17 protein-coding genes are annotated in these 22,754 nt (G+C 66.2%); 1 reads left to right on the forward strand and 16 read right to left on the reverse strand.

Features of this window, described 5'->3' with window-relative positions; translation table 11 throughout:
• Positions 1 to 10: 10 nt before the first annotated feature.
• Positions 11 to 253 carry a phosphopantetheine-binding protein gene (locus tag E5206_RS01035; protein WP_136320862.1) on the forward strand — a complete coding sequence of 81 codons (243 nt, stop codon included), beginning with the start codon at positions 11 to 13 and terminating at the stop codon, positions 251 to 253.
• A 14-nt stretch (positions 254 to 267) separates the two neighbouring features.
• Here the strand turns inward: E5206_RS01035 and E5206_RS01040 are convergent, their stop codons facing one another.
• From E5206_RS01040 to E5206_RS01115, 16 genes are all read right to left on the reverse strand, one after another.
• The gene (locus E5206_RS01040) at positions 268 to 1,533 is read right to left on the reverse strand and encodes an FAD-dependent oxidoreductase (RefSeq protein WP_136320863.1); all 1,266 of its coding nucleotides are present in this window, start codon (positions 1,531 to 1,533) and stop codon (positions 268 to 270) included.
• A 122-nt stretch (positions 1,534 to 1,655) separates the two neighbouring features.
• A complete protein-coding gene (locus E5206_RS01045) occupies positions 1,656 to 3,968 on the reverse strand; it encodes a gluconokinase, GntK/IdnK-type (protein ID WP_136320864.1) in 2,313 nt (770 codons plus the stop codon).
• Entirely contained in the window at positions 3,968 to 5,197 is a 1,230-nt protein-coding gene (gene manD / locus E5206_RS01050; RefSeq protein WP_136320865.1) for a D-mannonate dehydratase ManD, read from the reverse strand. The genes E5206_RS01045 and manD overlap by 1 nt, the downstream gene beginning before the upstream one ends.
• Positions 5,198 to 5,244: 47 nt before the next feature.
• Entirely contained in the window at positions 5,245 to 6,681 is a 1,437-nt protein-coding gene (gene uidB, locus E5206_RS01055) for a glucuronide transporter (RefSeq protein ID WP_136320866.1), read from the reverse strand.
• 62 nt (positions 6,682 to 6,743) lie between these two features.
• Complete coding sequence (gene uidA, locus E5206_RS01060) at positions 6,744 to 8,552, reverse strand: beta-glucuronidase (protein WP_136320867.1); 1,809 nt, start codon at positions 8,550 to 8,552, stop codon at positions 6,744 to 6,746.
• A 232-nt stretch (positions 8,553 to 8,784) separates the two neighbouring features.
• On the reverse strand, positions 8,785 to 10,152 hold the full coding sequence (locus E5206_RS01065; protein WP_240690093.1) for a mannitol dehydrogenase family protein: 1,368 nt from the start codon (positions 10,150 to 10,152) through the stop codon (positions 8,785 to 8,787).
• Positions 10,153 to 10,226: 74 nt separating this feature from the next.
• Positions 10,227 to 11,654 (reverse strand): glucuronate isomerase, encoded by a 1,428-nt coding sequence (uxaC, locus tag E5206_RS01070; RefSeq protein ID WP_136320868.1) that lies wholly within the window; start codon positions 11,652 to 11,654, stop codon positions 10,227 to 10,229.
• A 174-nt stretch (positions 11,655 to 11,828) separates the two neighbouring features.
• Positions 11,829 to 12,908 carry a LacI family DNA-binding transcriptional regulator gene (locus tag E5206_RS01075; protein WP_136320869.1) on the reverse strand — a complete coding sequence of 360 codons (1,080 nt, stop codon included), beginning with the start codon at positions 12,906 to 12,908 and terminating at the stop codon, positions 11,829 to 11,831.
• Between the two features lie 113 nt (positions 12,909 to 13,021).
• Positions 13,022 to 14,188: a Gfo/Idh/MocA family oxidoreductase gene (locus tag E5206_RS01080; protein ID WP_136320870.1), complete on the reverse strand. Its 1,167-nt coding sequence runs from the start codon at positions 14,186 to 14,188 to the stop codon at positions 13,022 to 13,024.
• 21 nt (positions 14,189 to 14,209) lie between these two features.
• Positions 14,210 to 15,046 (reverse strand): sugar phosphate isomerase/epimerase, encoded by an 837-nt coding sequence (locus tag E5206_RS01085; protein ID WP_136320871.1) that lies wholly within the window; start codon positions 15,044 to 15,046, stop codon positions 14,210 to 14,212.
• 71 nt (positions 15,047 to 15,117) lie between these two features.
• Entirely contained in the window at positions 15,118 to 16,026 is a 909-nt protein-coding gene (locus tag E5206_RS01090; protein WP_136320872.1) for an ATP-binding cassette domain-containing protein, read from the reverse strand.
• Positions 16,023 to 17,858 carry a dipeptide/oligopeptide/nickel ABC transporter permease/ATP-binding protein gene (locus tag E5206_RS01095; RefSeq protein ID WP_136320873.1) on the reverse strand — a complete coding sequence of 612 codons (1,836 nt, stop codon included), beginning with the start codon at positions 17,856 to 17,858 and terminating at the stop codon, positions 16,023 to 16,025. Before E5206_RS01095 ends, E5206_RS01090 begins: the two co-directional genes overlap by 4 nt.
• A complete protein-coding gene (locus E5206_RS01100; protein ID WP_136320874.1) occupies positions 17,855 to 18,796 on the reverse strand; it encodes an ABC transporter permease in 942 nt (313 codons plus the stop codon). Before E5206_RS01100 ends, E5206_RS01095 begins: the two co-directional genes overlap by 4 nt.
• A gap of 74 nt (positions 18,797 to 18,870) precedes the next feature.
• A complete protein-coding gene (locus E5206_RS01105) occupies positions 18,871 to 20,400 on the reverse strand; it encodes an ABC transporter substrate-binding protein (RefSeq protein ID WP_136320875.1) in 1,530 nt (509 codons plus the stop codon).
• A gap of 285 nt (positions 20,401 to 20,685) precedes the next feature.
• The gene (locus E5206_RS01110) at positions 20,686 to 21,696 is read right to left on the reverse strand and encodes a Gfo/Idh/MocA family oxidoreductase (protein ID WP_136320876.1); all 1,011 of its coding nucleotides are present in this window, start codon (positions 21,694 to 21,696) and stop codon (positions 20,686 to 20,688) included.
• Positions 21,693 to 22,541 (reverse strand): sugar phosphate isomerase/epimerase family protein, encoded by an 849-nt coding sequence (locus E5206_RS01115; RefSeq protein WP_136320877.1) that lies wholly within the window; start codon positions 22,539 to 22,541, stop codon positions 21,693 to 21,695. Before E5206_RS01115 ends, E5206_RS01110 begins: the two co-directional genes overlap by 4 nt.
• Positions 22,542 to 22,754: the final 213 nt, after the last annotated feature.

A 22,754-nucleotide genomic window follows, 5' to 3' on the forward strand; every position in this document is an offset into this window, starting at 1 on the left:
GGGAAGCACCATGAACGAACAGGACGCCCGCGCGGCGGTCCAGGCCGCCATCGCCAAGGTCGCCCCCGATGTGGACCTGGCGGAGGTGGCCGAGGATTCCCGCCTGCGGCAGGACCTTGAACTCGATTCACTGGATTTCCTGCGGCTCGTGGAAATCATCGACACGGACACCGGGATCGACATTCCCGAGCGCGACTACCCCGAGGTGGCCACGGTCAAAGGCCTGATCGGCTACCTCGCGGCCCACGGCTAGAAGCGCCGGGCCGGTCAGGCCCGCCGCTGGGCCCGGCGGGCGAACGCCGGGGCGTGCTCGGGCCGGGGACCGAAGGCGATCAGCCGCGGCAGGACTCTGCGGAGCACCGGCGCATGCCGGGCCACGAAAAGCAACGGCCGCGGCACCCCGGAGCGCTTTCCGGCCAGGATGGGGCCGAACAGCGTGTGCTGCAGGACCCGCTGGGCGGTCTGGACAACGACGGTGGGCATGCGCCGCCGTCGTTGCACTGCCGCCAACTCCTTCTCGGGTACGGCGCCGCGCAGGAGGGCCGGGGCGAGGAGCGCCGCCGCGGCCACGGCATCCTGGATGGCCAGGTTGATGCCCACTCCGCCCGCCGGAGACATGGCATGGGCCGCGTCGCCGATGCAGAGCAGCCCGTCCAGGTGCCAGCGGCGCAGCCGGTCCAGGCGGACGTCGAGGTGGTGCAGCTCAGCCAGTGAGGCGATGGCGTCCACACGGTCGGCCAGGTCCGGGCGCAGCGCCGCGATCCGTGCACGGAACCGCTCCACACCCTCGGCCTGGATGAGGGCGTCGGCGCCCTTCGGCGCGAGGTAGCCCATCTGGTAGTAGTCATCACGGAAGAGCGCCACGAGGGCCTCGCCCTTGCCGAAAGCGGGCACGATGCCGGCCACCGGGCCGTGGTCCGGGGAGTCCGCGGAGACCGGGCCGGCGGCACGCCGCGGCAGCCTGAACCACCAGACGTCGAACGGCACCGGGAAGTCCTTCGGCACCAGCCCGGCGGTGCGCCGCAGCACGGAGTGCCGGCCGTCGCAGGCTACGACGAGGTCCGCCTCGATCCCGCGCGCCGCGCCGTCCGCCGTGCGGTAGCGCACTCCGGTGACCCGGGCGCCGTCGCGCATCAGGGCCGTCACGTGGTGTTCCATCCGAAGGGTGAAACCTGGCTCCCGGGCAGCGGCCCCGGCGAGGAAGTTCAGGAAATCCCATTGCGGCATCATGGCCACGTAGTTATAGGGCGGCTTCAGCGAGTCGAACTCGCCGACCGCCACCTCGCCGACGCCCGGGACCGGGAAGGCGACGTTCTGCAGCCGGCTTTGCGGGAGGCGGCGGAATTCCTCGCCCAGGCCAAGCTCGTCGAGCAGCCGGATGGTGGAGGGGTGGACGGTGTCGCCACGGAAATCCCGGAGGAAGTCTGCATGCTTCTCCAGCACGGTCACCTTCACCCCTGCCCGGGCCAGCAGCAGGCCCAGCATCATACCTGCGGGGCCGCCGCCCACCACGGCACATCCGGTCTTCTCCATGGCCACACGCTACGCCGTTGGAGTGGTTTTCGCTGCGCAACGGCGCCGGAGCTACGCAGAATACCCGGCGCTGCGCGGATCCGCGCAGCGCCGGGTATTCTGCGTAGCGCAGGTCCGGAACCCTAGAGCCGGGTGTCGAAGGAATCGCAGAAGACGTTCCCGTTGAACGTCCCCTGGAACTCCGATTTACCCTGGATCTTGTCGATGGTTGCCCGGATGGCCTCACGTGTTCCGGCGTGGGCGTGGATGGCCGTCTTCACCATCGGCACGTCAATCAGGTGGTTGGGCTGGTTGAGCGACACGAACACGGTGGGGACCTCGGTGACGTACCAGGGAATCTCTGCGGCCATCGGGGTGGACCACTTGATCCGGATGGCAGCTTCCTGGGCGAAGCCCAAGACGCAGGCGAAGACAAACGCGGCGTCGTACTTGTCGGCGTAGCCGCCGGTGGCTTCCTCCGAGATGATCGACATGAAATTCACACCGGTCTCCCCCTCCGCCTCGCGCTGGTCGGCCGTCTTGAACAGGTGCACCTCGAAGCCGGCTTTCTGCAGCTCGTCCTTGACGGTGTCCAGGTAGGCCAGCGGATCGGCGCGGGTGAAGTCCGCGCCGCCGGAGATGCCGTACAGCCGGATGCGTTTGTGCGTCTCCGGCGTGATCGGCAGGTTGTTCGCGGTGTCCTTGACCAGGGTGACGGTCTTGTCCGCGATCCCGGCCGCGATGGCCCGGTGGGCCTCGCTGCCGATCAGGTCCAGGGCTTCAACCGGCGGAACCAGGCTTTCGCGGGGCTTCGTGTGCAGCCCCAGGGATGCCTTGAGCGCCAGGATCCGGCGCAGGGCGTCGTGCAGGCGCTCCTCCGTGATGACCCCGGACTTGTAACCGTCCATCATGTAGCCGAAGTCCTCGGCCGGGTTCCGGAAGAACAGGAACATGTCGCAGCCGGCCGCAATGGTGGCCGGGACGAGCTCGCTGCGCTTCATGGCCTGGGTAAGGCCGATCATCTGGGACGCGTCGGTGAGGATGAGCCCGTTGAAGCCGAGTTCGCCGCGGAGCAGGTCCTGCAGCAGTTCGGGGGCCAGGCTGGCGGGCATGATGTCCTTATCCGCCGTACCGGGACGGAAGTGCCTGGTGAGCTCCGGAGCGCCGATGTGGCCGATCATGATGGACTGCACACCGTGGGCGATCATTTCCCGGTACACGTGGCCGTATGTCTTGCTCCATTCCCGGTAGCCGAGGGTGTTGTAGGACGTGACCACATGCTGGTCGCGCTCGTCGATGCCGTCGCCCGGGAAGTGCTTCATGGCGCATACGGTGGGCGACTCGCTGATGCCGTCGAAGTACTCCTTGGCCCGCTCCACCACGATTTCCGGGGTGTTGCCGAAGGACCGGGTGGAAATGACGGTGTTCCGCCAGTTGTAGTGGATGTCCACGATCGGGGCGAACGCCCAGTTGCAGCCAAGGGCTGCGGTCTCGACGCCGGCGACCTGCCCCATCTGCCGGGCGATTGATTTGTCCGGATGCGAGCCGGCCTGCAGGTGGGTGGAGACGAAGGTCCCGTCGTCGCAGCTTCCGGCGCCGCCCATTTCCGGGTTGGAAGCCACCAGCAGCGGGACCTTGGTCCTGGACTGCGCGTAGCGGATGTGTTCCTGCACGGCGGCCGAGGGGCCGGGCCGGTAGCGCATGCCGCCGACGTGGTAGTTGTCCAGGACGCCGTCGAGGTACTCCGGGGAGTAGTCGTTGTTGTGGTTGATGAACAGCTGGCCGATCTTTTCCTCGAGCGACATCGATGCCAGGGTGGCGTCCACCCAGGCGATGGCGTCGCCGTCGAGGTTGAAGGGTGCCGCGGCCAGATCCACCAGGAACGGTCCGGCAACGTCCGCGCCGGGCTGCGCCGGACGGGCGGCCCCCCCGGCGAGGCCGGCCAGCGCCTCGCTGACCACGCGGTCCACCGGGGCAGCGATGTCCACTACGACGCCGGACTCGTCCGCTCCCAGCGCTTCCAGTGTCGCCAGTTGCGAGTCGAGCAGCGCGGCCGGCATGAAGTGGCCGCTGCGGCCTTCCAGCCGGGCACCGAGGACGTCCTTGCTGCCGTGCAGGTGCAGGAACACGGTGTCCGGCGCCTGGGCGCGGATGGCGTCCCGGTAGCTGCGCTTGAGTGCGGAGCAGGCCAGGACCAGTCCGCCCGCCCCGACGCTGGCGCTGGCGAGTGCGCTGCCGACGGTGGCCAGCCAGGGCCAGCGGTCCTCGTCCGTCAGCGGGGTGCCGGCCGCCATTTTGGCGACGTTTTCCACCGGGTGGAGCGAGTCGCCGTCGAGGAAGGGTACGTCCAGTTCACGGGCGACGAGGTCGCCGATGGTGGTCTTGCCGCAGCCCGAAACGCCCATAACAACAACGCGGCGCCCGCTAAGGGCTGTCGTTTCCAAGTCGTTGTTCATCACCAGTCGTGGACCGTTCCGTCGACGAGGCGGTTGTAGGGCAGGTAGGCCTGCTGGTACGGGTAGGCCGCGGCGGCCTCGGCATTGAATTCGACGCCGATGCCGGGCTTGTCGCCCGGGTGCAGGTAGCCGTCCTTGAACGTCATGGACTGCTCGAAGACCTCGTTGGTCTTGTCGGAGTGCTGCATGTATTCCTGGATGCCGTAGTTGTGGATGGCCAGGCCGACGTGCAGCTGCGCGGCGAAGCCCACCGGGGAAATGTCGGTGGGGCCGTGGAAGCCGGACTTGATCTGGTACTGGGCGGCGAAGTCCATGACCTTCTTCAGCGGCGAGATCCCGCCGAAGTGCGTCGAGGCGGCCCGGACGTAGTCGATCAGCTGTTCCTTGATCAGGGTCTGGAAGTCGTACACGGTGTTGAAGATTTCGCCGATGGCCAGCGGGGTCGTGGTGTGCGACCGGACCAGGCGCAGTGCTTCCTGGTTCTCGGCCGGGGTGCAGTCCTCGAGCCAGAACAGGTCGTAGGGTTCCAGCGCCTTGCCGAGCTTGGCCGCCTGGATCGGGGTCATCCGGTGGTGCCCGTCGTGCAGCAGCGGGATCTCCGGGCCGAACTCGTTGCGGACGGCCTCGAAGACGGTGGGCAGGTGCCGCAGGTAGGCGCGGGTGTCCCAGTCCTCTTCCTGTGGGAAGGCGCCGCGGCCGGCGGGCTCGTAGTCGTAGCGTTCCCCGGAGGCCTGGGCCTGGGCGGCGACGCCGTAGACGGCCTTGATGCCCGGGACGGCGGTCTGGATGCGGATGGACTTGTAGCCCAGTTCCAGATGCTCGCGGACCGAATCGAACAAGGACTCGAGGTCCGAGCCGGAGGCGTGCCCGTAGGCGCGCAGCCCATTCCGGGACGCCCCGCCCAGGAGCTGGTAGACCGGCATCCCGGCCATTTTACCCTTGATGTCCCACAACGCCATGTCGACGGCGGCAATCGCGGCCATCGTCACCGGCCCGCGGCGCCAGTAGGAGCTGCGGTACAGGAACTGCCAGGTGTCCTCGATCCGGTGCGGGTCCTTGCCGATCAGCAGCTGCGCGATGTGCTCCTTGAGGTACGCGGCGACGGCCAGTTCACGCCCGTTCAGGGTCGCGTCACCGATCCCGGTGACGCCGTCGTCCGTGGTGATCCGGAGGGTGACGAAGTTACGGGACGGGCTTGTCACGAAGACTTCCGCGGCAATGATTTTCACAGCTGGTCCTTTCGAGCGGGGCTGGGGCGGTGCTGGGTCGGTGTGTGCTAGTTGCTGGCTGAGGCGGGCGGCGTGGCTGCGCCTGAACGGGCTGCGGCGGCGCCGGGCGTTGTGGGTTTTTCGTCGGCTGCTGCCGTGATGGCGGCGCCTTCGGAGTTCTTGCGGCGGTCCTGGATCTCGGTGAGGATCCGGGCGTGCATGGCGTCGGTGAGCGTGTACCTGGACATCACCAGGACGGCCAGGATGGTCATGATCGCCGGCAGAGCACCGGCCGCGAACTGGATGCCGAATACCGCATCCGCCGTCTGGGCTGCGCCGGACTTGTAGCCGCCCAGGGCCAGGGCGTAGGCGGCAAGTGCGCCGCCCACCGCCTGGCCGGTCTTCCGGGTGAAGGAGAACAGGGCATAGGTGATGCCTTCGGTGCGCACGCCGGTGCGCCATTCACCGTATTCAACGGTGTCGGCTTCCAGCGCCCACACCACGATGTTGACGGCAAGGACGCCCACCAGGCTGACAACGAGGCCGGCGAAGCCGATCCAGACCTGACTGGCCGGGGTGAGGAAGATGACCGCGCCGCCGATGACAGTCAGCAGCGCCGAGTAGATGTAGACGCGCTTCTTGCCGAGGTTCCGGACCAGCCTGGGCATGAAGCCCGCCAGCACGAAGGTGAGTGCCAGCTGGACGATGGAGAGAACCGGGTACAGGTCAAGGCGGTGCAGCACGTCACGCAGGTAGTACAGCTGCACCGAGGTCAGCGCCAGGTATCCGGTCAGGAAGAAGAAGGAGCTCAGGCACAGCATCAGCAGCGGCTTGTTGCCCTTGAGCGTGTCCATGCTCTGTCTGAACGTGACGTTGGGGACGGCGCGGTGCACCCTCTCCTTGGCTGTCAGCACGGTGAAGAAATACAGGGCGGCACCGATCGCCACGAACACCAGGGTGATGGTGGTGAAGGTTCCCTGCAGGTCAGCGCCGGGCTTGATGAGCGGAGCGACGAAAATTCCGAGGGCGGAACCGACCAGCAAGGCGCCGATCATCCGGGCGGAGCCCAGTTTGGCCCGGTCCCCCGGGTCCTGGGTCATCGCACCGGCCAGGGAGCCGTAGGGGATGTTGACCAGGCTGTAGGCCAGGCCGAGGGCCGCGTATGTGACGTAGGCGTAGAGCAGCGTGCCGGATTCGCCCAGTTGCGGGACGGAGAACGTGGCAACGCTCAGCAGGAGCAGCGGGATGGAACCGAACATGATGAACGGGCGGAACTTGCCGAACCGCTTGCTGAACGCACGGTCCACCACCCGGCCGGCAAAAACGTCGGCGAAGGCATCGAAGATCCTGACCGCCAGCAGCAGTGTTCCGGCGGCCGCGGCGGAGATCCCGGCCACGTCGGTGTAGTACACCAGCAGGAACATCGTGGCGGTGGTGAAGGCGAGGTTGTTTGCCGCATCCCCGGCTCCATAGCCGATGATGCTGAGCTTGTTCAGCTTTTTCATTGTGTGGGCTCCTTTACCCGTTGCCGGCCCCTGGAGGCCGGCGATACTGCATATGAAAAGGGCTATGCACTGGTGGAGTTCTTGTTGCCGGCCAGCGCAGTCCAGCGCTGGCGCAATGCGTAGGCTGCGGGCTTGGGGCGGCGGTCCCGGGTGAAGACACCCTTCTTGTTGCCGTCCACGCGCATGATGCCGTTGGAGGTCTGGAAGTCCGCGAAATTCCAGACCTGTTCGCCCACCATGGCGTCCACGCGGTCAAAGACCCGGTGGTACATGGCCAGGAAGGCGGCCTGGTATTCCTCGCTCCAGGGCTGCTCGTAGATCGAGTGGAAGCCGGGCATGGTGTCCGGTCCGTACTCGGTCATGATCATGGGTTTGCCGTACTTGGCTTCCCATTCCCGCAGTTCCTTCTCGAGGACCTGCTCCGCGGTTTCGAGGTCGCCGTTGTTCAGATACCACCCGTAGTAGCGGTTCAGCATGATGACGTCGAACAGATCGCCCAGGAGTTCCTTGTCCGGGGTGTCGAACATGACGTTGACGTAGCCCACGGGACGGGTGGGGTCCAGTTCCCGGGTCAGCTCCACGAGGGGCTGGAAGTATTCGCGGGCACCTTCCTCGGAGCCATTGGGTTCGTTTGCGATGGACCAGATCACGACAGAGGGGCGGTTCTTGTCCCGGGCCACGAGCTCGGAAATGGCCTGCCGGTGGTTGGCGGCGGTTTTGCCGTCCACGCCGCCCTCGGTATAGGTCTTCTTGGAGATGCCGCCGAAGACGGCGCCGAAGCCCAGGTGCAGCCCCACGGCCGCGGTTTCGTCGATCACCACGATGCCGTGCCGGTCGGCGAACTCCATGACCTCTTCGGCATAGGGGTAATGGGAAGTCCGGAAGGAGTTCGCGCCCACCCAGTCCAGGAGCTGGAAATCATTGACCATCTGGGCGTTGCTGTGGCCTTTGCCGATGGCGATGTGGTCCTCGTGCATGCCGAAGCCGGTGAAGTAGAACGGTTCGCCGTTGATCAGGAATTCGTTGCCGCGGACCTCCACGGTGCGGACGCCGACCGGCAGCGTGTAGCTGTCCAGCAACTGGCCGCCGTCGCGGATCTCGGCGGTGAGGCTGTAAAGGTAGGCGGCGCCCGGCTTCCAGAGCACGACGTCGTTGATCACCAGGGTGCCTTCGGCGCCTTCGGCCCTGGCCACTTCGGCGCCGTCGGCGTCTTTCAGGACGACGGCGACTGCTTCGGTGCCGGTACCGCCGGCGGTCGCGATCGTGTAGTCGACGCTGCCGGTGGGGCCGTCGAAGCCGGTGACCACGGTGATATCGTCCACCGTCACGGCCGGTGTGCTGTACAGCCAGAGGCTGCGGTGCAGGCCCGCATAGTTGTAGAAGTCGTGGAGGTAGCTCTGCTGGCGGCGGCCGTCCTCGGTCACGGTGATGCTGCCGGGCGGGATCGTGGCCTGGGTCAGCTCGTTGTTGACGGAGACGGTGAGGCGGAAGGTCTGGCCCGGCGTCACGTGTCCGGTGATGTCAGCAGCGAACGGCATGTAGCCGCCGGTGTGCTGGGCCACGAGGACATCGTCCACCCACACCATTCCCTCGTGCGTGGCGGAGTCGAGCCGGAGATGGATGCGCTCCCCTGCCCAGCCGCGGGGGACGCGCACCTCGCGCTGGTACCAGACGTAGCCCACGTGGTCGCGGATGGCTTTGTCGGGGAAGACGTCGTTGTAGCTGGCCGGGACGCCCATTTCCAGGGGCGACTGCAACGGGCCCTTGAACCATTCCTCCTGGTGGCCGCTGCGGTCAAAGTCCACCTTGAACCGGTAGAGGCCGTCGAGGTTGATGATCTCGCGGGTTTCACTTGCCTGGGGCTTCAGCATCTGGGGAATCCTTACGCGTCGTTGCGGGGTGGGACCGTCGGTGGATCGGCCGGGCCGGTGCTGGCGGCCAGCGTTTTCTCTGGCTGTAATCCTAGTCACGTGGCAAACATTTGGCAAGCGGTTGCCAAATGTTTTCTGCGGCGCCGTCCAGCCGCTGCTGAAACGTTCGCTGCCCGGGCCCGAAGCGGATGCTGCAGGCCCGGGCAGCGCGACGCCTGTGGATTGGTGCGCCTTACTCCTGGACAGCCGGCCCGGAGAAGCTGCCGCCCAGATCTTCGATGAGGCGGACCACGTCGTCGTCGCCGGCGAGGTCGGGGCTGAGCAGGGCCAGCAGTGCGCGGACACGCCCGGCGCCGCCCCGGGTGTTGGCCGCGACCACGTCCGCCGCCAGCGGATCGTGGAACGCTGGCGCCGCGGCGCTGAAGTCCATCCAGGCCGCGATCACAAGGGCCGCGGCTGCCCCGGACCGCCCCTGCGCCCGCTCGGCGAGCAACACGGGAACCGCCCTCATCCGGAGCTTGGTGCTGCCGTCCATCGCGATCTGGGCCAGGTGGTGGGCTATCCGGGCATTCCGGAACCGGGCCAGCAGTTCGGCGCGGTATTCGGGGATCCGGAGGTCGGCGCCGTGCAGGTTGGCCTCCGCTTCGTCCCAGAACTGTTCCACAGCCTGCAGGCAGACGGGGTCCGCCAGCGCCCCTGCGACGGTGGTGTGGCCGCGCAACTGCCCGGCGTACGCCAGCAGCGAGTGCGCGCCGTTGAGGAGCCACAGTTTCCGGTTTTCGTAGGGCTCGATCTCGTCCACGAACACCGCTCCGGCGTCCTCCCAGCGCGGGCGTCCGGCAGGGAAGCCGCCGCTGAGCACCCAGTTACGGAAGGGCTCGGCCACCACCGGCGAGTTGTCGCGGTAGCCGCAGGCGGCCTCCACCGCCGCGAGGTCCGCTTCGGTCGTGCGAGGCGTGATGCGGTCCACCGAGGTGCTGACAAAGCTGATCTGCGCATCGATCCAGGCCGCCAATCCGGCGTCCCAGGCCTCGGCAAGACCGACTACTGCGTTGTGGGCAACCGTTCCGTTGTTGGAAAGGTTGTCGCAGCAGACGACGGCGAGCGGGCCGCCGCCGGCGGCCCGGCGGGCGGCGAGGGCAAAGACGAGCCGGCCCAGCGGCGTCACCGGCGTTCCGCTGCCCGAGGCCAGCAGGTCAAGGTCCGCCACGACGTCGGCCGCTGCCCGGTCCAGGCTGCCGTCGGCGCCCAGGCGGTAGGCGGCCTCGGTGATGGTCAGGGTGATCACCGCCGTGGCCGGCGCTGCCACGAGCTGGGCAAGCCGGCCGACGTCGGCGCCGTCGATTGCGTCGACAATGCTGCTGACGATCTCGAAGGAGTCGCCCGTGTCACCGCGCTCAACCACCGTGTAGAGGCCATCCTGCTCGGCCAGCGCCAGCGCCGCGTCGGGGCGGCGGCCGGTGAAGGAAGCGATGCCCCAGGCCGCAGCGTCGCCGGCATGGTGGGTGTACCACGCCTGGTGCGAGCGGTGGAAGGCCCCCAGGCCCAGGTGGACGATCCGCACGGGTGCCTTCGCCGAGGGGCGGAGCCGGCGGTTCAGCTGCGGAAGGGTGGATTCCTGCGGTGCGGAGGCAGGCGCAGAGGTTTCAGTGGCCGGGGCGGCCTCGTGGATGGTCACAGCTTGAAGACCCTTCGGGGAGCGCCGTCGACGAGGTCGACGATCAGTTCATGGGCGCGGTCCTCGCTGACCCGGTGCTCCGCCACGAGGCGGGCCAGGAACGACGCTTCGATCCGGCGGGAGGCGTCGTGCCGGGCCGGGATGGAGCAGAAGGCTCGGGTGTCGTCGATGAAGCCGGAGGAGCGCGAAAAGCCTGCGGTTTCGGTGACGGCGGAGCGGAAGCGCAGCATGGCGTCCGGCGCGTCCAGGAACCACCACGGGGCACCGAGGTACACCGAGGGGTAGAAGCCGGCCAGGGGCGCGAGTTCGCGCGAGTAGACCGTCTCGTCCATGGTGAAGAGCACCAGGTGGAAATCCTTGTGGTTGCCAAAGTCCTGCAGGACGGGCCGGATCGAGGCGGTGTAGTCGATCGCGAAGGGGATGTCGTGCCCGGTGTCCGCACCGTACTTATTGAACGTATCCGTGTGGTGGTTGCGGAAGGAACCCGGGTGGATGGTCATGACCAGCCCGTCTTCAACCGACATCCGCGCCATCTGGTACATCATGTGGGCTTCGAAGTCTTCGCGCTCGGCGGCGGTGGCTTCGCCGGAACGGGCCCGCTCGAAGAGGCGCTCCGCGTCTGCGGCGTCCAGCTTGAGGGTGCGCGGCGTGCGCACGCCATGGTCGGACGAGACTGCGCCGTGCTCCACAAAGTAACGACGCCGGCTCTCCAGGGCCGTGAGGTAGCCGGCGAAACCGCTGCCGCCGTCGCCCGCCGCCGCGATGAGGCGCTCAACGTTGCCGGCCCAGGCGGGGTTGGCCGGGTTCAGGTAGGCGTCCGGCCGGAAGGTCGGGAGCACGCGGCCGTGGAAGGTGGCATCCTGGGCCAGGGCCTTGTGGGCGGCCAGGTCATCCAGCGGATCGTCGGTGGTGGCCAGCACCTCGATGTTGAAGTCCTTGAACAGCTGGCGGGGCCGGAAACCCGGTTCGATCAGCTTGGCCGAGATGGCGTCGTAGCTGGCATCGGCAGACTCCGCCGAGATTTCCTGCTCCAGGCCAAAAACGCTGTGGAACTGGTCGCGGAGCCAGTAGCCGGAGGCGGTGCCCTCGAAGAGCGGCCAGGCCTCGCAGAACGCACGCCACACCTTGCGCGATTCCGGTGCCGCGGCGGACGGGTCGGCCTGGGCACCGGCCTGCGGGCGCAGCTGCTCCAGCGGGACGCCGCTCGCGTGGATCAGGCGGGTCACGTAGTGGTCCGGGCTCACCAGCAGCGCCGCGGGATCGGGGAAGGGCGTGTTGTGCTCGATGACAGCGGCGTCAACGTGCCCGTGCGGGGAAATGATGGGAAGATCCTGGACCCGGGCCAGGAGCTCGCGCGCAATGCTGCGCGTGCCGGGATCCGCGGGGAGGAGCCGGTCTGGGTTGGCGGCAATCGACTGTGACATAGATCAATGGTCCGGCCTCACTCACCGGCTTGTCAACCGGTTGCCAAAAATTGCCAGCTGCTTGCGGGTGCCGGGCAGGTGATGTCGGCGACTCGGAATTCGGCTGGCGCTGCGCAATTTCTCCGGCGACCCGGGAATTCCCGCAGCGGCAGGAATTTTGCGCGGCGCGGGAAACTAAGGGCGTCGCTGGGGCAGGAGCCGGCCGCTGGAGCCGCGGAGGACCAGCTCGGTCTCCACGCGCAGCGTCGGGGCAGCCCCGGCCACACCGCCGGCGCCGCCATGCAGCATATCCAGCAGGATCGTGACTGCAGCCGAGCCGCATTCGCCCAGCGGGGAGCGCACCGTGGTCAGCGGCGGCGTGGTGAAATCTGCGCCGAAAATGTCGTCAAAGCCCACGATGCTGATGTCGTCGGGCACGGCCACGCCGGCGGCCTGGAGTTCCTGCATCAGGCCGATGGCCAGGAGGTCGTTGTAGGCCAGCACGGCCGTAGCGCCGCTGGCCAGGACATCACGCGCCGCTTGCCGGCCGCCGTCGACGGTGGGCTTGCTGGATTCCACCCTCACGGCTTCCAGCCGGGACCATTCGCAGGCCGCCTGGACACCTTCCCAGCGCCGCGCGGACATCCAGGATTGCCGCGGTCCGGCCACGAAGGCCACTTTCCGGTGGCCGTTGGCGGCCAGGCTGCGGACCGCCTCGCCGATTCCCTTGTTGACGTCCGGGACAACAGAAGGAACGCCCTGGACCTCGCGGTTGATCACCACCACCGGTTTGTCCAGGCCGAGTTCACGGATCTCGTCGTCGTCCATGCGTGGGCTGGCCAGAATGAGGCCGTCCGCGGCCGCCATCATGCGCCTGGCCGCGGTCACCTCCGTCACCGCGGACTCCGCAGAGTCCGCCAGGATCAACGTGTAGTCGCGGAGCGCGGCGGTGGCCCCAGCGCCCCGGATGATGTCGAAGAAGGTGGGGTTGGTGATGTCGGCGACGATCAGGCCCAGGGTACTGGTCCGGCCGGTGGGCAGGGCGCGGGCAAAGGGGTTGACGTGATAGTTGAGCTCGGCGGCGGCATCCTCGATCAGCCTCTGGGTCTTCGCGCTGACCCGGCCCGGTTTGCTCAGCGCCCGGGAGACAGTGGAAGGATTGACTCCGGCAACCCTGGCGATGTCATAAATGGTCGCACTGGACTTGCCGCCCCGGCCATGCTTCTTGACCGGTGCCGTGGTTGCGGCGTCGTCGGGCTTCGCGGGTTCAGTCACCGCCCCATCCTACCGAGGAAACAACCCGACTAGCTCGCAGTTGTTGTCGTTTTGAGCGCTCAAAACGACAACAACTGCGAGTCGGTTGGGCTGGGGTTGCCGGCTAGACGCGGCTAGGCGCGTTCGGGGAACTTGCCTTCTTCGGCGATCCGCTTGTTGAGCTCCGCGAGGAACTCGTCCTCGTCGAAGTCCAGGCCCACTTCCTTGCCCGTCCAGCTGGAGAGGTGGATGGCGTTGGCGAGGCGCACGCCGTTGATGCCGTCCGACCCCGGGGCCAGCAGCGGAGTGCCGTCCAGGATGTTGGCCGCGAAGTTCTCCAGGACACCGGCGTGCTGGGCACCCCAGACGGATTCGAACTCGATGACCTCGGTGGTGTAGTACTCCTCCGGGTTCAGCTGGCCCATAAAGAGCTTCCGGACGTCGCCCATATCCATGCCCTCGCTGAGCTCGCGCTCAGGCTTCTTCAGGCGGGTCACGGTAGCGGTCTTGCTGTTCTCGACCACGATTTTGCCCTGGTCACCCAGGATCTCGAAGCGATCGGTGCCGGTGAGGTCGTGCGTGGCGGTGACAAAAACGCCGGTGACGCCGTCTCCGTAATCGACGACAGCGGTGACTTCATCTTCGACGGCGATGTCCCGGCGGAAGCCGTAGGCAACCTTGGAGTAAACGGACTGCGGCACGCCGCAGATCCACTGCCACAGGTCCAGCTGGTGCGGTGCCTGGTTGACCAGGACGCCGCCGCCTTCGCCGCCCCAGGTGGCGCGCCATTCGCTGGAATTGTAATAGCCCTGCGGGCGCCACCAGTTGGTGATGATCCAGTTGCTGCGGCGGATGGCACCGATCTCGCCGTTGTCCACGATCTCTTTGAGCTTCTTGTACAGCGGGTTGTTGCGCTGGTTGAACATGATGCCAAAGGACAGCTCCGGCTTGCTGGCAGCGAACTCGTTCAGTTCCTTGACCTGCTTGGTGTAGACGCCGGCCGGCTTCTCCACGAGCGCGTGGATGTTGTGCTTCAGGGCCTCGATGCCCATCTCGGGGTGCAGGAAGTGCGGAACGCAGGTGACTACCGCGTCGACGTCGCCGCTTTCGAGCATGGCGATGTAGTCGTCGTAGAACGGCGCGTCCGGGTAAGTGGCCGAGGCAACTTCCCTCTTGGCCGGATCAGTGTCGCAGATGGCACCGATCTCCATATTGGGGACCAGGCCGTCCGTGATGAACTTGGCGTACATGCCGCCCTGCTGGCCCAGGCCGATGATGCCGAGGCGTACTTTCTTGCTCATGTGGTGTTTCTCCGTATTGTCTTAGAACAGCTTGGCGTGGCCCATGGCCACGAGGTTGTCGTAGGAGGTCTGCAGGGCGTCCCAGACGGTCCGGCCATAGAGCTCGTCCTGCTCCACCAGCAGGTACTGGGCGCCGGCGGCCTGGGCTGCATCGATGATCGAGGGGAAGTCGAGGTTGCCTTCTCCCACCTCCGCGAACTGGACCACGTTCTTGAACGCCTGCATGAAGCCCGGAAGGTCCCCGGTTTCCAGCATCCCGAAAGCGGCCTCCGGCAGCTCACCGATCCGGTAGTCCTTCAAATGGACCATGGCCGTCCGGCCGGCGTACTTCCCGATGGTCCGCACCGGATCCAACCCGCCGCGCTGCACCCAGTGGACGTCGATTTCCATGCCCATGGCCGGGGAGTTCTCCGCGATGATGTCCAGCATGTACTTGCCGTCGAACTTCGCAAACTCGATGTGGTGGTTGTGGTAGTACAGGCCGATCCCGTGTTCGGACAGCCGCTCGGCGTAGCCGTTGGCTTCCTTGGCGAAGTCGATCACGGCTTCGATGGACTTCATCGCAGGGAACGGCAGCATGCCGATGCGCAGGAGCCTGGAGTCCAGGCGCTTGGCGTCGTCGACGATCTTGTCGAAGTGGTCCTTGAGGGAGTCGCCGGGGCGCCCCTTGGGCATCTCCATTGCCACGGACAGCGCGGCGATGTCCATCCCGAGCTCGGTGCGGGACCGGTCCAGTTCCGCGACGTTCTCCGCCGTCATGGGAATCTGTGAGATCTCGACGGCGTTGTAGCCGATCGCACTGACCTTCCGGAGCGTCTCGAACGCCCCGATTTCACTGAAGCTGTCCTTCAGCATCATTGCCTGTACGCCTATTGTGGCCATATTGGTCCTCCCCTGGTTATCTGTTCGGTGATTTTCGTTGCAGCCCTCTACGCGAGGGCAGCGGCCTGTTCGTTCTGCTGCCGCTGGACCTCAAGCAGCCGGTGGCGGTCAGCGCGGCGCTTCTCCTGGCGGTCCGGATCCGGCACGGGGGAAGCGAGGAGCAGCCGCTGCGTGTAGGGGTGTTCGGGGTCCCGGGTGACGACGTCGGCCGACCCCTGTTCCACGATCTCTCCGCGGTACATGACAGCCACGCGGTGGCTGATGTGGCGGACCACATCGAGGTCGTGGGAGACAAACAGATAGGACACGCCGGTGTCCCGCTGGATCTGCAGGAAGAGGTCAAGAACGCGTGCCTGGGTCGTCAGGTCAAGGGCGCTCACGGGCTCGTCGCAGACAATCAGCTTCGGAGACAGAGCCAGGGCACGGGCGATCGCCACGCGCTGCCGCTGGCCGCCGCTGAATTCGCGCGGCAGGCGGTTGATGGCATCGGAAGGCAGGCCCACCTGGTCCAGCAGTTCACGGACCCGCTTCTTGGCCTCGGCCGGGGATTTGCCCTGCACTCCCAGGGGCTCGGCGAGGATGTCCCCGATTTCCAGGGCAGGGTTCAGCGAGGTGTACGGGTCCTGGAAGACCACCTGGAGGTCGCGGCTCAGGACACGGCGCTGCTTGCGGCTGGCATGGCTGATGTCCTGGCCCTCAAAGGTGATCTTGCCTCCGGTGACTGGCGCGAGGCCCAGGACGGCCCGTCCCAGCGTGGTCTTCCCTGAACCGGACTCTCCTACGAGTCCGAGGGTTTCGCCCTGGCCGATGGAGATGTTGATGTCGGTAAGGGCCCGGAACGGCTTGGCGCGGAAGCCCTTTCCGGGGTATTCCACCACCAGGTTATCGACCCGGAGGAGACATTCACGTTCGCCAGCGGGACCTCTTGCAGCGTCGGTGGCTGTGGTTGCTGTCATGATGCCGCCCCCTGGGAGGTCGCTGATACGAGCATGGACATGGGTTCCTTGCCCTCGAGCATGGAGGCCAGGAGGGTGCGGGTGTAGATGTCCTTGGGATCCCGCAGGATCTCCCGCACCGGGCCTTCCTCGACGAGCCTTCCGTTCTGCATCACCACAACGCGGTCGCAGAGGTCCGCGACGACGCCGAAGTTATGCGTCACCAAGATGACGCCAACGTTGAGCCTGCGCTGCAGATCGCGGATGAGGTCCAGGACCTCGGCCTGGACTGTGACGTCCAGGGCCGTGGTGGGTTCATCGGCGATGATGAGGTCCGGTTCGCAGCTGATGGCGCCGGCGATGAGGACGCGCTGGGCCATGCCGCCGGAGACCTCATGCGGATAGGCGTTGAAGGTCCGCTCCGGGTTGGCGATTCCGACGTCGGACAACAGTTTAAGGGCACGCTTCCGGGCCTCGTACTTGGAACTGCCCAGCACCCGCATCATCGGCGTCACCAGCTGGGACCCGACAGTGAAGGCTGGGTCCAGGTTGGACATCGGCTCCTGCGGAATGTAGGAGATCCGCTTCCCGCGCAGGGGCGAAAGCCTGCCCTGGTTGACCCGCTCATCGCCGGGAGCCACGGTGTAGGTGCCGTCGAACTGGATGCTGCCGGCCACAATCCGGGCATTGTCCGGAAGCAGGCCAAGGATGGAGAAGGCCGTCTGGGACTTGCCCGAGCCGGATTCGCCCACGATGCCCAGGACTTCGCCTCGGTCCACGTGGAAGGAGACGTCGTCGACAACCTTCTTGATGGAACCATCGGCCTGCGGGTAGCCAACGCCCAAGTGCGAGACCTTGACCAGGTGGTGTTCGGTGCCCAATTCCACCGCAGCGACCGACTTGCGGCTGGCGCGGGTGGTGGGTTCCGCCGTTGTACGATCAGTTGCTGTGCCAGCGGGTGCCGGCAGCTTCTTGCGGGCCTTGAACTTGATGCCGTCTTCGAGTGCGTCGCGGACTGCGTTACCCAGCAGCACCAGGCCACCGATGCTCAGGCCAATGGCCAGGGCCGGCCAGAGCAGCAGAGTCGGGTTGAGGTAGACGTTCTTGAAGCCCTCGCTGAGCATCACACCCCACGTGGCGATGGTCGGATCGCCCAGGCCAAGGAACTCAAGACCGGACTGGATGGCAATGGCGACGCCGCAGACCATGGCGGTCTGGATGATGATGGGTGCGCGGACCACGGAGAAAATGTGCCGGCTGATGATGCTCGCATCGCTGAGGCCGGCCACACGGGCTGCGTCCACATACAGCTCGTTGCGGACCGCCTGGACGGAGGTCCGGGTCAGGCGGAAGTAGCCGGGGCTGATGAGGATGCCGAAGGCGATCATCGAGATCCACACGGACGGGCCGAAGGCTGCCCGCACGGTGAGCAGCACGATGATGCCGGGCAGGCTCATGAGGATGTTGACCACCCAGTTGGCCGCCGAGTCGAACTTTCCACCGTAGTAGCCGGCGATCAGTCCGGCCGGCAGGCCGATGCCGATGGCCACCGCTGCACAGAGCAGGGCCGAGAGCAGCGTGGTCCGTGCGCCAAAGACCAGGCGGCTCCAGACATCGCGGCCCACGCTGTCGGTGCCCAGGATGTTGCTGGTGTCCGGAGTTGCAAGCGACTTGCCGATGTTGGCGAAATTGGGGTCAAAGGGCGCCAGGACATTGGCCAGCACGGCCAACAACACCATCACGGCCAGGATGATGATGGCTGCCAGACCCATGGGATTCTTCAGAATCCGGGTAACGACACGCGAACGGACCACCGTTCCCGTTTGGCCGCTCGCGGCTGCAGGCTGGCTCATGAAACACGCACCTTCGGGTTGAGCCAACCGTTGATGAGATCCACCAGCAGGTTGACAATAATGACGATGACAACGGTGTATAACACCACACCCATGACCAGCGGGATGTCTCCCATGGTGGTGGACTGGACAGCCAAAGCGCCCATGCCCGGCAAGGCAAAGATCTGCTCGATGATGACCACACCACCGAGCATGCCCACGAACTGCAGGCTCAAGACGGTCAGTCCGGCCGGTGCGGCGCTGCGCAGCACATGTTTGAAGAGGATCTCGCGCTCACTGATTCCACGGCTGCGCAGGGTACGGACGTAGTCCTTTTCCAGTTGCTTGATCACAGCACTGCGGATCTGCTGCGCACCGCCGGTGACACCATTGATCAACAGAGCGATAACGGGCAGCGCCATGGAGGCGATCCACACGCCCGCGTCGGCACCGGGGACGATGGAACTGGTGGCCGGGAAGATCTTCAGCTGGATGGCGAAGAGCGTCACCAGGACGATGGCGATGACGAATCCGGGGATGGCGTCGCCGACGACGGCGGCGGTCTGGACGGCCCGGTCGATCCAGCCGCGCTTCACCGCGGCGGCCATGCCCAGCAGCGTGGCACAGATCGCGATCAACACAATGGCGACCACCACCAGCGTCAGGGTCACCGGCAGCCGGTTCTCCAGTGCGTGGACCACGGGCTCGGAGGTGAACCAGGAGGTGCCGAAGTCTCCGGTGATGGCGTGTCCGGCCCAGGTGAAGAACCGCGGCAGGAGCGGCTGGTCCAGCCCCAGAGCGATTTCCTTGGCCTGGACCTGGTCCTGGCTGGCGAACTCACCGAGGATATTGCGCGCAATGTTGGCGCTGGAGAAATAGAGGAGGAAATAGGTGATGAAGGAGATCGCGCAGAGCACCACGATGCCCGCGGCAACTCGGCGAAGAATAAAGGTCAGCATTGTGCGCTCCGTTTTGGATGGCTGCGGGTGTGGGACCGATGGGGAGGGGCTGCCCCTCCCCACCGGCGGCCATGCTATTTCGCGGGGGCGTAGTTGTAGAGGGACGGAACCGCCTGCTGCAGCTGCGGTGTCACCGTGACCGCCTTAGACGTGTAGTACATCTGGTTCAGACGGTACAACGGGGCAAACCAGGCGTTGTCCGTGACGTAGGTGTTGACGTCCTTGGCCAGTTCTGCGCTGTTCGCAGCACCGTTGTGGACGGCATCAATCTTGGCCTGCAGTTCCGGGCTGGTGTTCTTGAACGGGTTGTACAGCGCGGTGGTGGAGATCATCTGATTGATGGCAACCCACGGCTCGCCCTGGTAGAGCTGGAACGGAGCGGCCGCGAACTTTCCCGCAGCAAAGTCGGCAATCAGGTTGGCTTGCGGTTCCGGCACGGCCTCCACCTTGATGCCGATGTCTCCCAGCTGCTGGGTAACTATGGCAACCAAGGACTCGTAACCGGTGAACGTGGGCAGCTTAAGCGTGAATCCGCTGGCATAGCCGGCCTCGGCCAGCAGGGACTTGGCCTTCGCGGGGTCGTAGGTGTACTTGGTGTCCAGGTCCTTGATGTAGGCGCCGGACTCCGGGCCGAACACCTGCGACGTCACCGTTCCCTGGCCCAGGAGTTGCTGGTCCAGTATGGTCTTGCGGTCAAAGGCGTAGTTGATGGCCTGGCGGACCTTCACATTGGCCAGTTCCGGGTTGATCTTGCCGTCCCGGTCGAAGAGCAGCAGCCCCTGCCAGTCAACCTGGCTCGCGTTGAGCTTCATGCCGGCCGCGTCAGCCTGCTTGCCGGTCTTGGGGTCAAGGAGCGCGCCGTCGATCTGGCCGGAGACCAGGGCGTTCGTGCGGGCGGTGAGGTCGGTAAGGACCTTGAAGGTGACCTTGGAGAACTTCTGCAGGTCGGTGTTCCAGTAGCCCTCGCGCTTGGTGAAGACGTACTGCGAGCCAACCACCGAGCTGGCCTTGTCCATGACGTAGGGGCCGGTGCCGTCGGGCGCAGCCGCCATTTCCGGGGTGCCGAGCACCTTGGGGCTGCCCATCAGGCCTGCGGCCTGCGTCAGGTAGTACTCAAAGGCGGGGTCCGGGGTCGTCAGGGTGATCTTGAGGGTGCTGTCATCGACCACTGCAACGTCGCCCAGGGAGGCAACCTGGTAGGCGTCGGATCCCTTGACCTTCTTGAAGTAATCCAGGTTGGCCTTGGCCGCGGCGGCATCGAACTTGGCTCCATCGCTGAAGGTGACGCCGGTGCGCAGGCTTACCGTCAGAACCGTGTTGTCAGCGTTGTACTCCCACTTGGTGGCCAGCATCGGAGCGAGCTTGCCGTCCGGGAGTCGCTGGATCAGCGTGTCGTAGGCGGCTTGGAAAATCGGCATCGTGTGACCGATGTGCGCCACCGAGGTATCGAAGGACTTGAGGTCGACGACGGTGCCCAGGGTCAGGCTGGTGGTGCCGGCTGCGCCGGCGCCGCCGGCAGCCGGGGCGCTTCCGCCGCAGGCTGTCAGCGCAAGGGAGGCGCTGATGATGAGGGCAGCTGCCGCTGCCTTGGGACCTAACTTCATTGTTGGCTCCTGTCTGTGAAAACCGGTGGGGACTTCATTGTTGAGCGAGTGTGGCGTGCACCACACCCGCTCTGTGAGACTCACAGTACGCATTGTTGCCTATATTGGCAACCGATTGTCATTCTTTTTCAAAAGTTCAACACCGGACTTGACGGGAGCCGGGATGTTCCCTGCCATGGCAGGCCGGATTCGGGGCGGCAGCACGCCGGCGCCGGACGCAACCGCTTGTAATCCACGCGCGAATTCAGCGGCACGTCGGTGGTGAGGCGAAGCCTCAGCACCGCCTCAGCCCACGGCGTCGAGCGACTCCGGGTAGCTTTGGCGGTAGATCTCCTTGACAATCCGCAGCGACTTTTCTGCTTCGGCGGGGTTGATCCAGAACGGCCCGTCATCCCCCAGCCGGGCATAGAAGTCAGTGATCAGCAGCTCATGGGAGACGCCCCAGTACGCCCGGCCGCCGGATTCCAGCACGCGCTCCGGCACCACGTCCACGCGTCCGTCCCCATACGTCACCGTGAGGTCGCCGCGCAGGCTCAGGGTGGCCCGCTCCGTGATGATGTCCAGGGTCACCGGAGCATTCACCGCGTTGGCAAGCGTGGCGTAGAAGACGCTGCGCGCCCCGTTGGCGTGCTCCGCCACGAATTCGGCGGTGTCCTCCACCTCGATGGCCCCGCCCAGGAAGCGCGTGGACGCATTGCCGCTCACCGTGACCACGTCGCCCACCAGCCACTGCAGCAGGTCCACGGTGTGGATGGCCTGGTTCATCAGGAGTCCGCCGCCGCCCCCGGCCCAACTGCCCCGCCACGGCCGGTCCAGGTAGTAGCCGGCGCCCCGCTGCCACATCACCGTGGCCGACGCGCCGAGGACCGCCCCGAGCTCACCAGAGGACAGCAGCGCCTGCATCGCCTGCGACGTCGCGTTGTACCGGTTCTGGAAACATACGGCGATCTTGGCGTGGCTGTTCGCGGCGGCCTCAACGAGCCTTCGACCCTCGGCAAGGGTGTGGGCCAGGGGCTTCTCGACGATGACGTTGACGCCGCGCTCGAGGCAGTCCGCCGCCAGGGCGGCATGCTGGTCATGGGGCGTGGTGATGTGGACCACGTCCGGCCGTGCCTCGGCGATGAGGCCCAGGTGGTCCACGAAGCCGGGAACACCGTAGGCGGCCACCGCGGCAGCCAGCCGGCCCGGATCCGTGTCGCAGACGGCCACCAGTTCGACGCCGTCGAGCTTGGAAATGGCCCCGAAGTGGACAGACGAGACATCACCGCAGCCGATCACTGCCGTCCGGACCGTCATGAAAGCGTCACCCCGTTCCTGGCGGCGAGCCCGGCGAAGGCCCGGGCGGCGGCACCGAACGCCACCGGGCCGGAGAAACCGCCCAGCTCATGGGCGCTGGCCAGGTGCGGTTCGAGCGAGGCGAAGCCGGCGAATCCGTCGGCCTTCAATGCCGCGATGGTGGCGTCGAGCTCGCCGTCGCCCTCACCGGCGGGCACCACTTCGCCGCTCGCCATGATCGCATCCTTGACCTGGAAGTACTCGAGGTAGGGGCGCAGCATCGCGTAGCCGTCCGTGTAGGGCTTGACCCCCACTTGGACGAAGTTGGCGTTGTCCCAGGCGATCCGCAGGGCCGGCGAATCGACGGATTCCATGATGTCCAGGACCCGTTCGGGCGTATCGCCGTAGATACCCTTCTCGTTTTCGTGCAGGAGCACGACGCCGGCCTGCGCGGCTTCCGCTGCGAGCGCCCTCATCCGGATGAGGACATCCTCGCGGATGTCTTCCGGGCTCTGGCCGACGCCCCGGTAGAAGGAGAAGATGCGGATGTAGGTGGTATCCAGCGCCCTGGCGACGGAGATGATCTGGCGCAACCGCTCCACCTCGTGTTCCACCGGCAGGCCGACGTCAACCTTCCCGATCGGACTCGCAACCGCCGAGACCTTGAGGCCCTTGTCGTCCAGGATCGCCTTCAGCATGGCCACCTGCTCAGGCTCCAGTTCGGAGACATTGGTGCCCCAGGCGCTGCGGACTTCGATGTGGCTGGCACCCAGGGCCAGCAGCACGGCCGCCTGCACGGCAGGGTCCGGATCCACCTCGTCGCCGAATCCGGACAGCGGCCATACTGCGGTTGATGTTTCGGTCACGGGAAGCTCCTTGGGTTGCGTCGACGCTGAACGGGCTGCCGTGGAATCCGGCTCCGGTGCGCGGTGACTCAGTTCACAGATCGGGTGTTGCCGCCAGTCTAGTTCCGCCCGCACATGATGACAACCGATTGCCAATACGGGCGCGGATATGGCAATCTTGGGCTAGCGGTGCTGTGGCACGTGTCACAGCACCGACTTTCCCCTTCCGGGTCA

This window comes from Arthrobacter sp. PAMC25564 (assembly GCF_004798705.1).
In the GTDB taxonomy this organism is placed as follows: domain Bacteria; phylum Actinomycetota; class Actinomycetes; order Actinomycetales; family Micrococcaceae; genus Arthrobacter.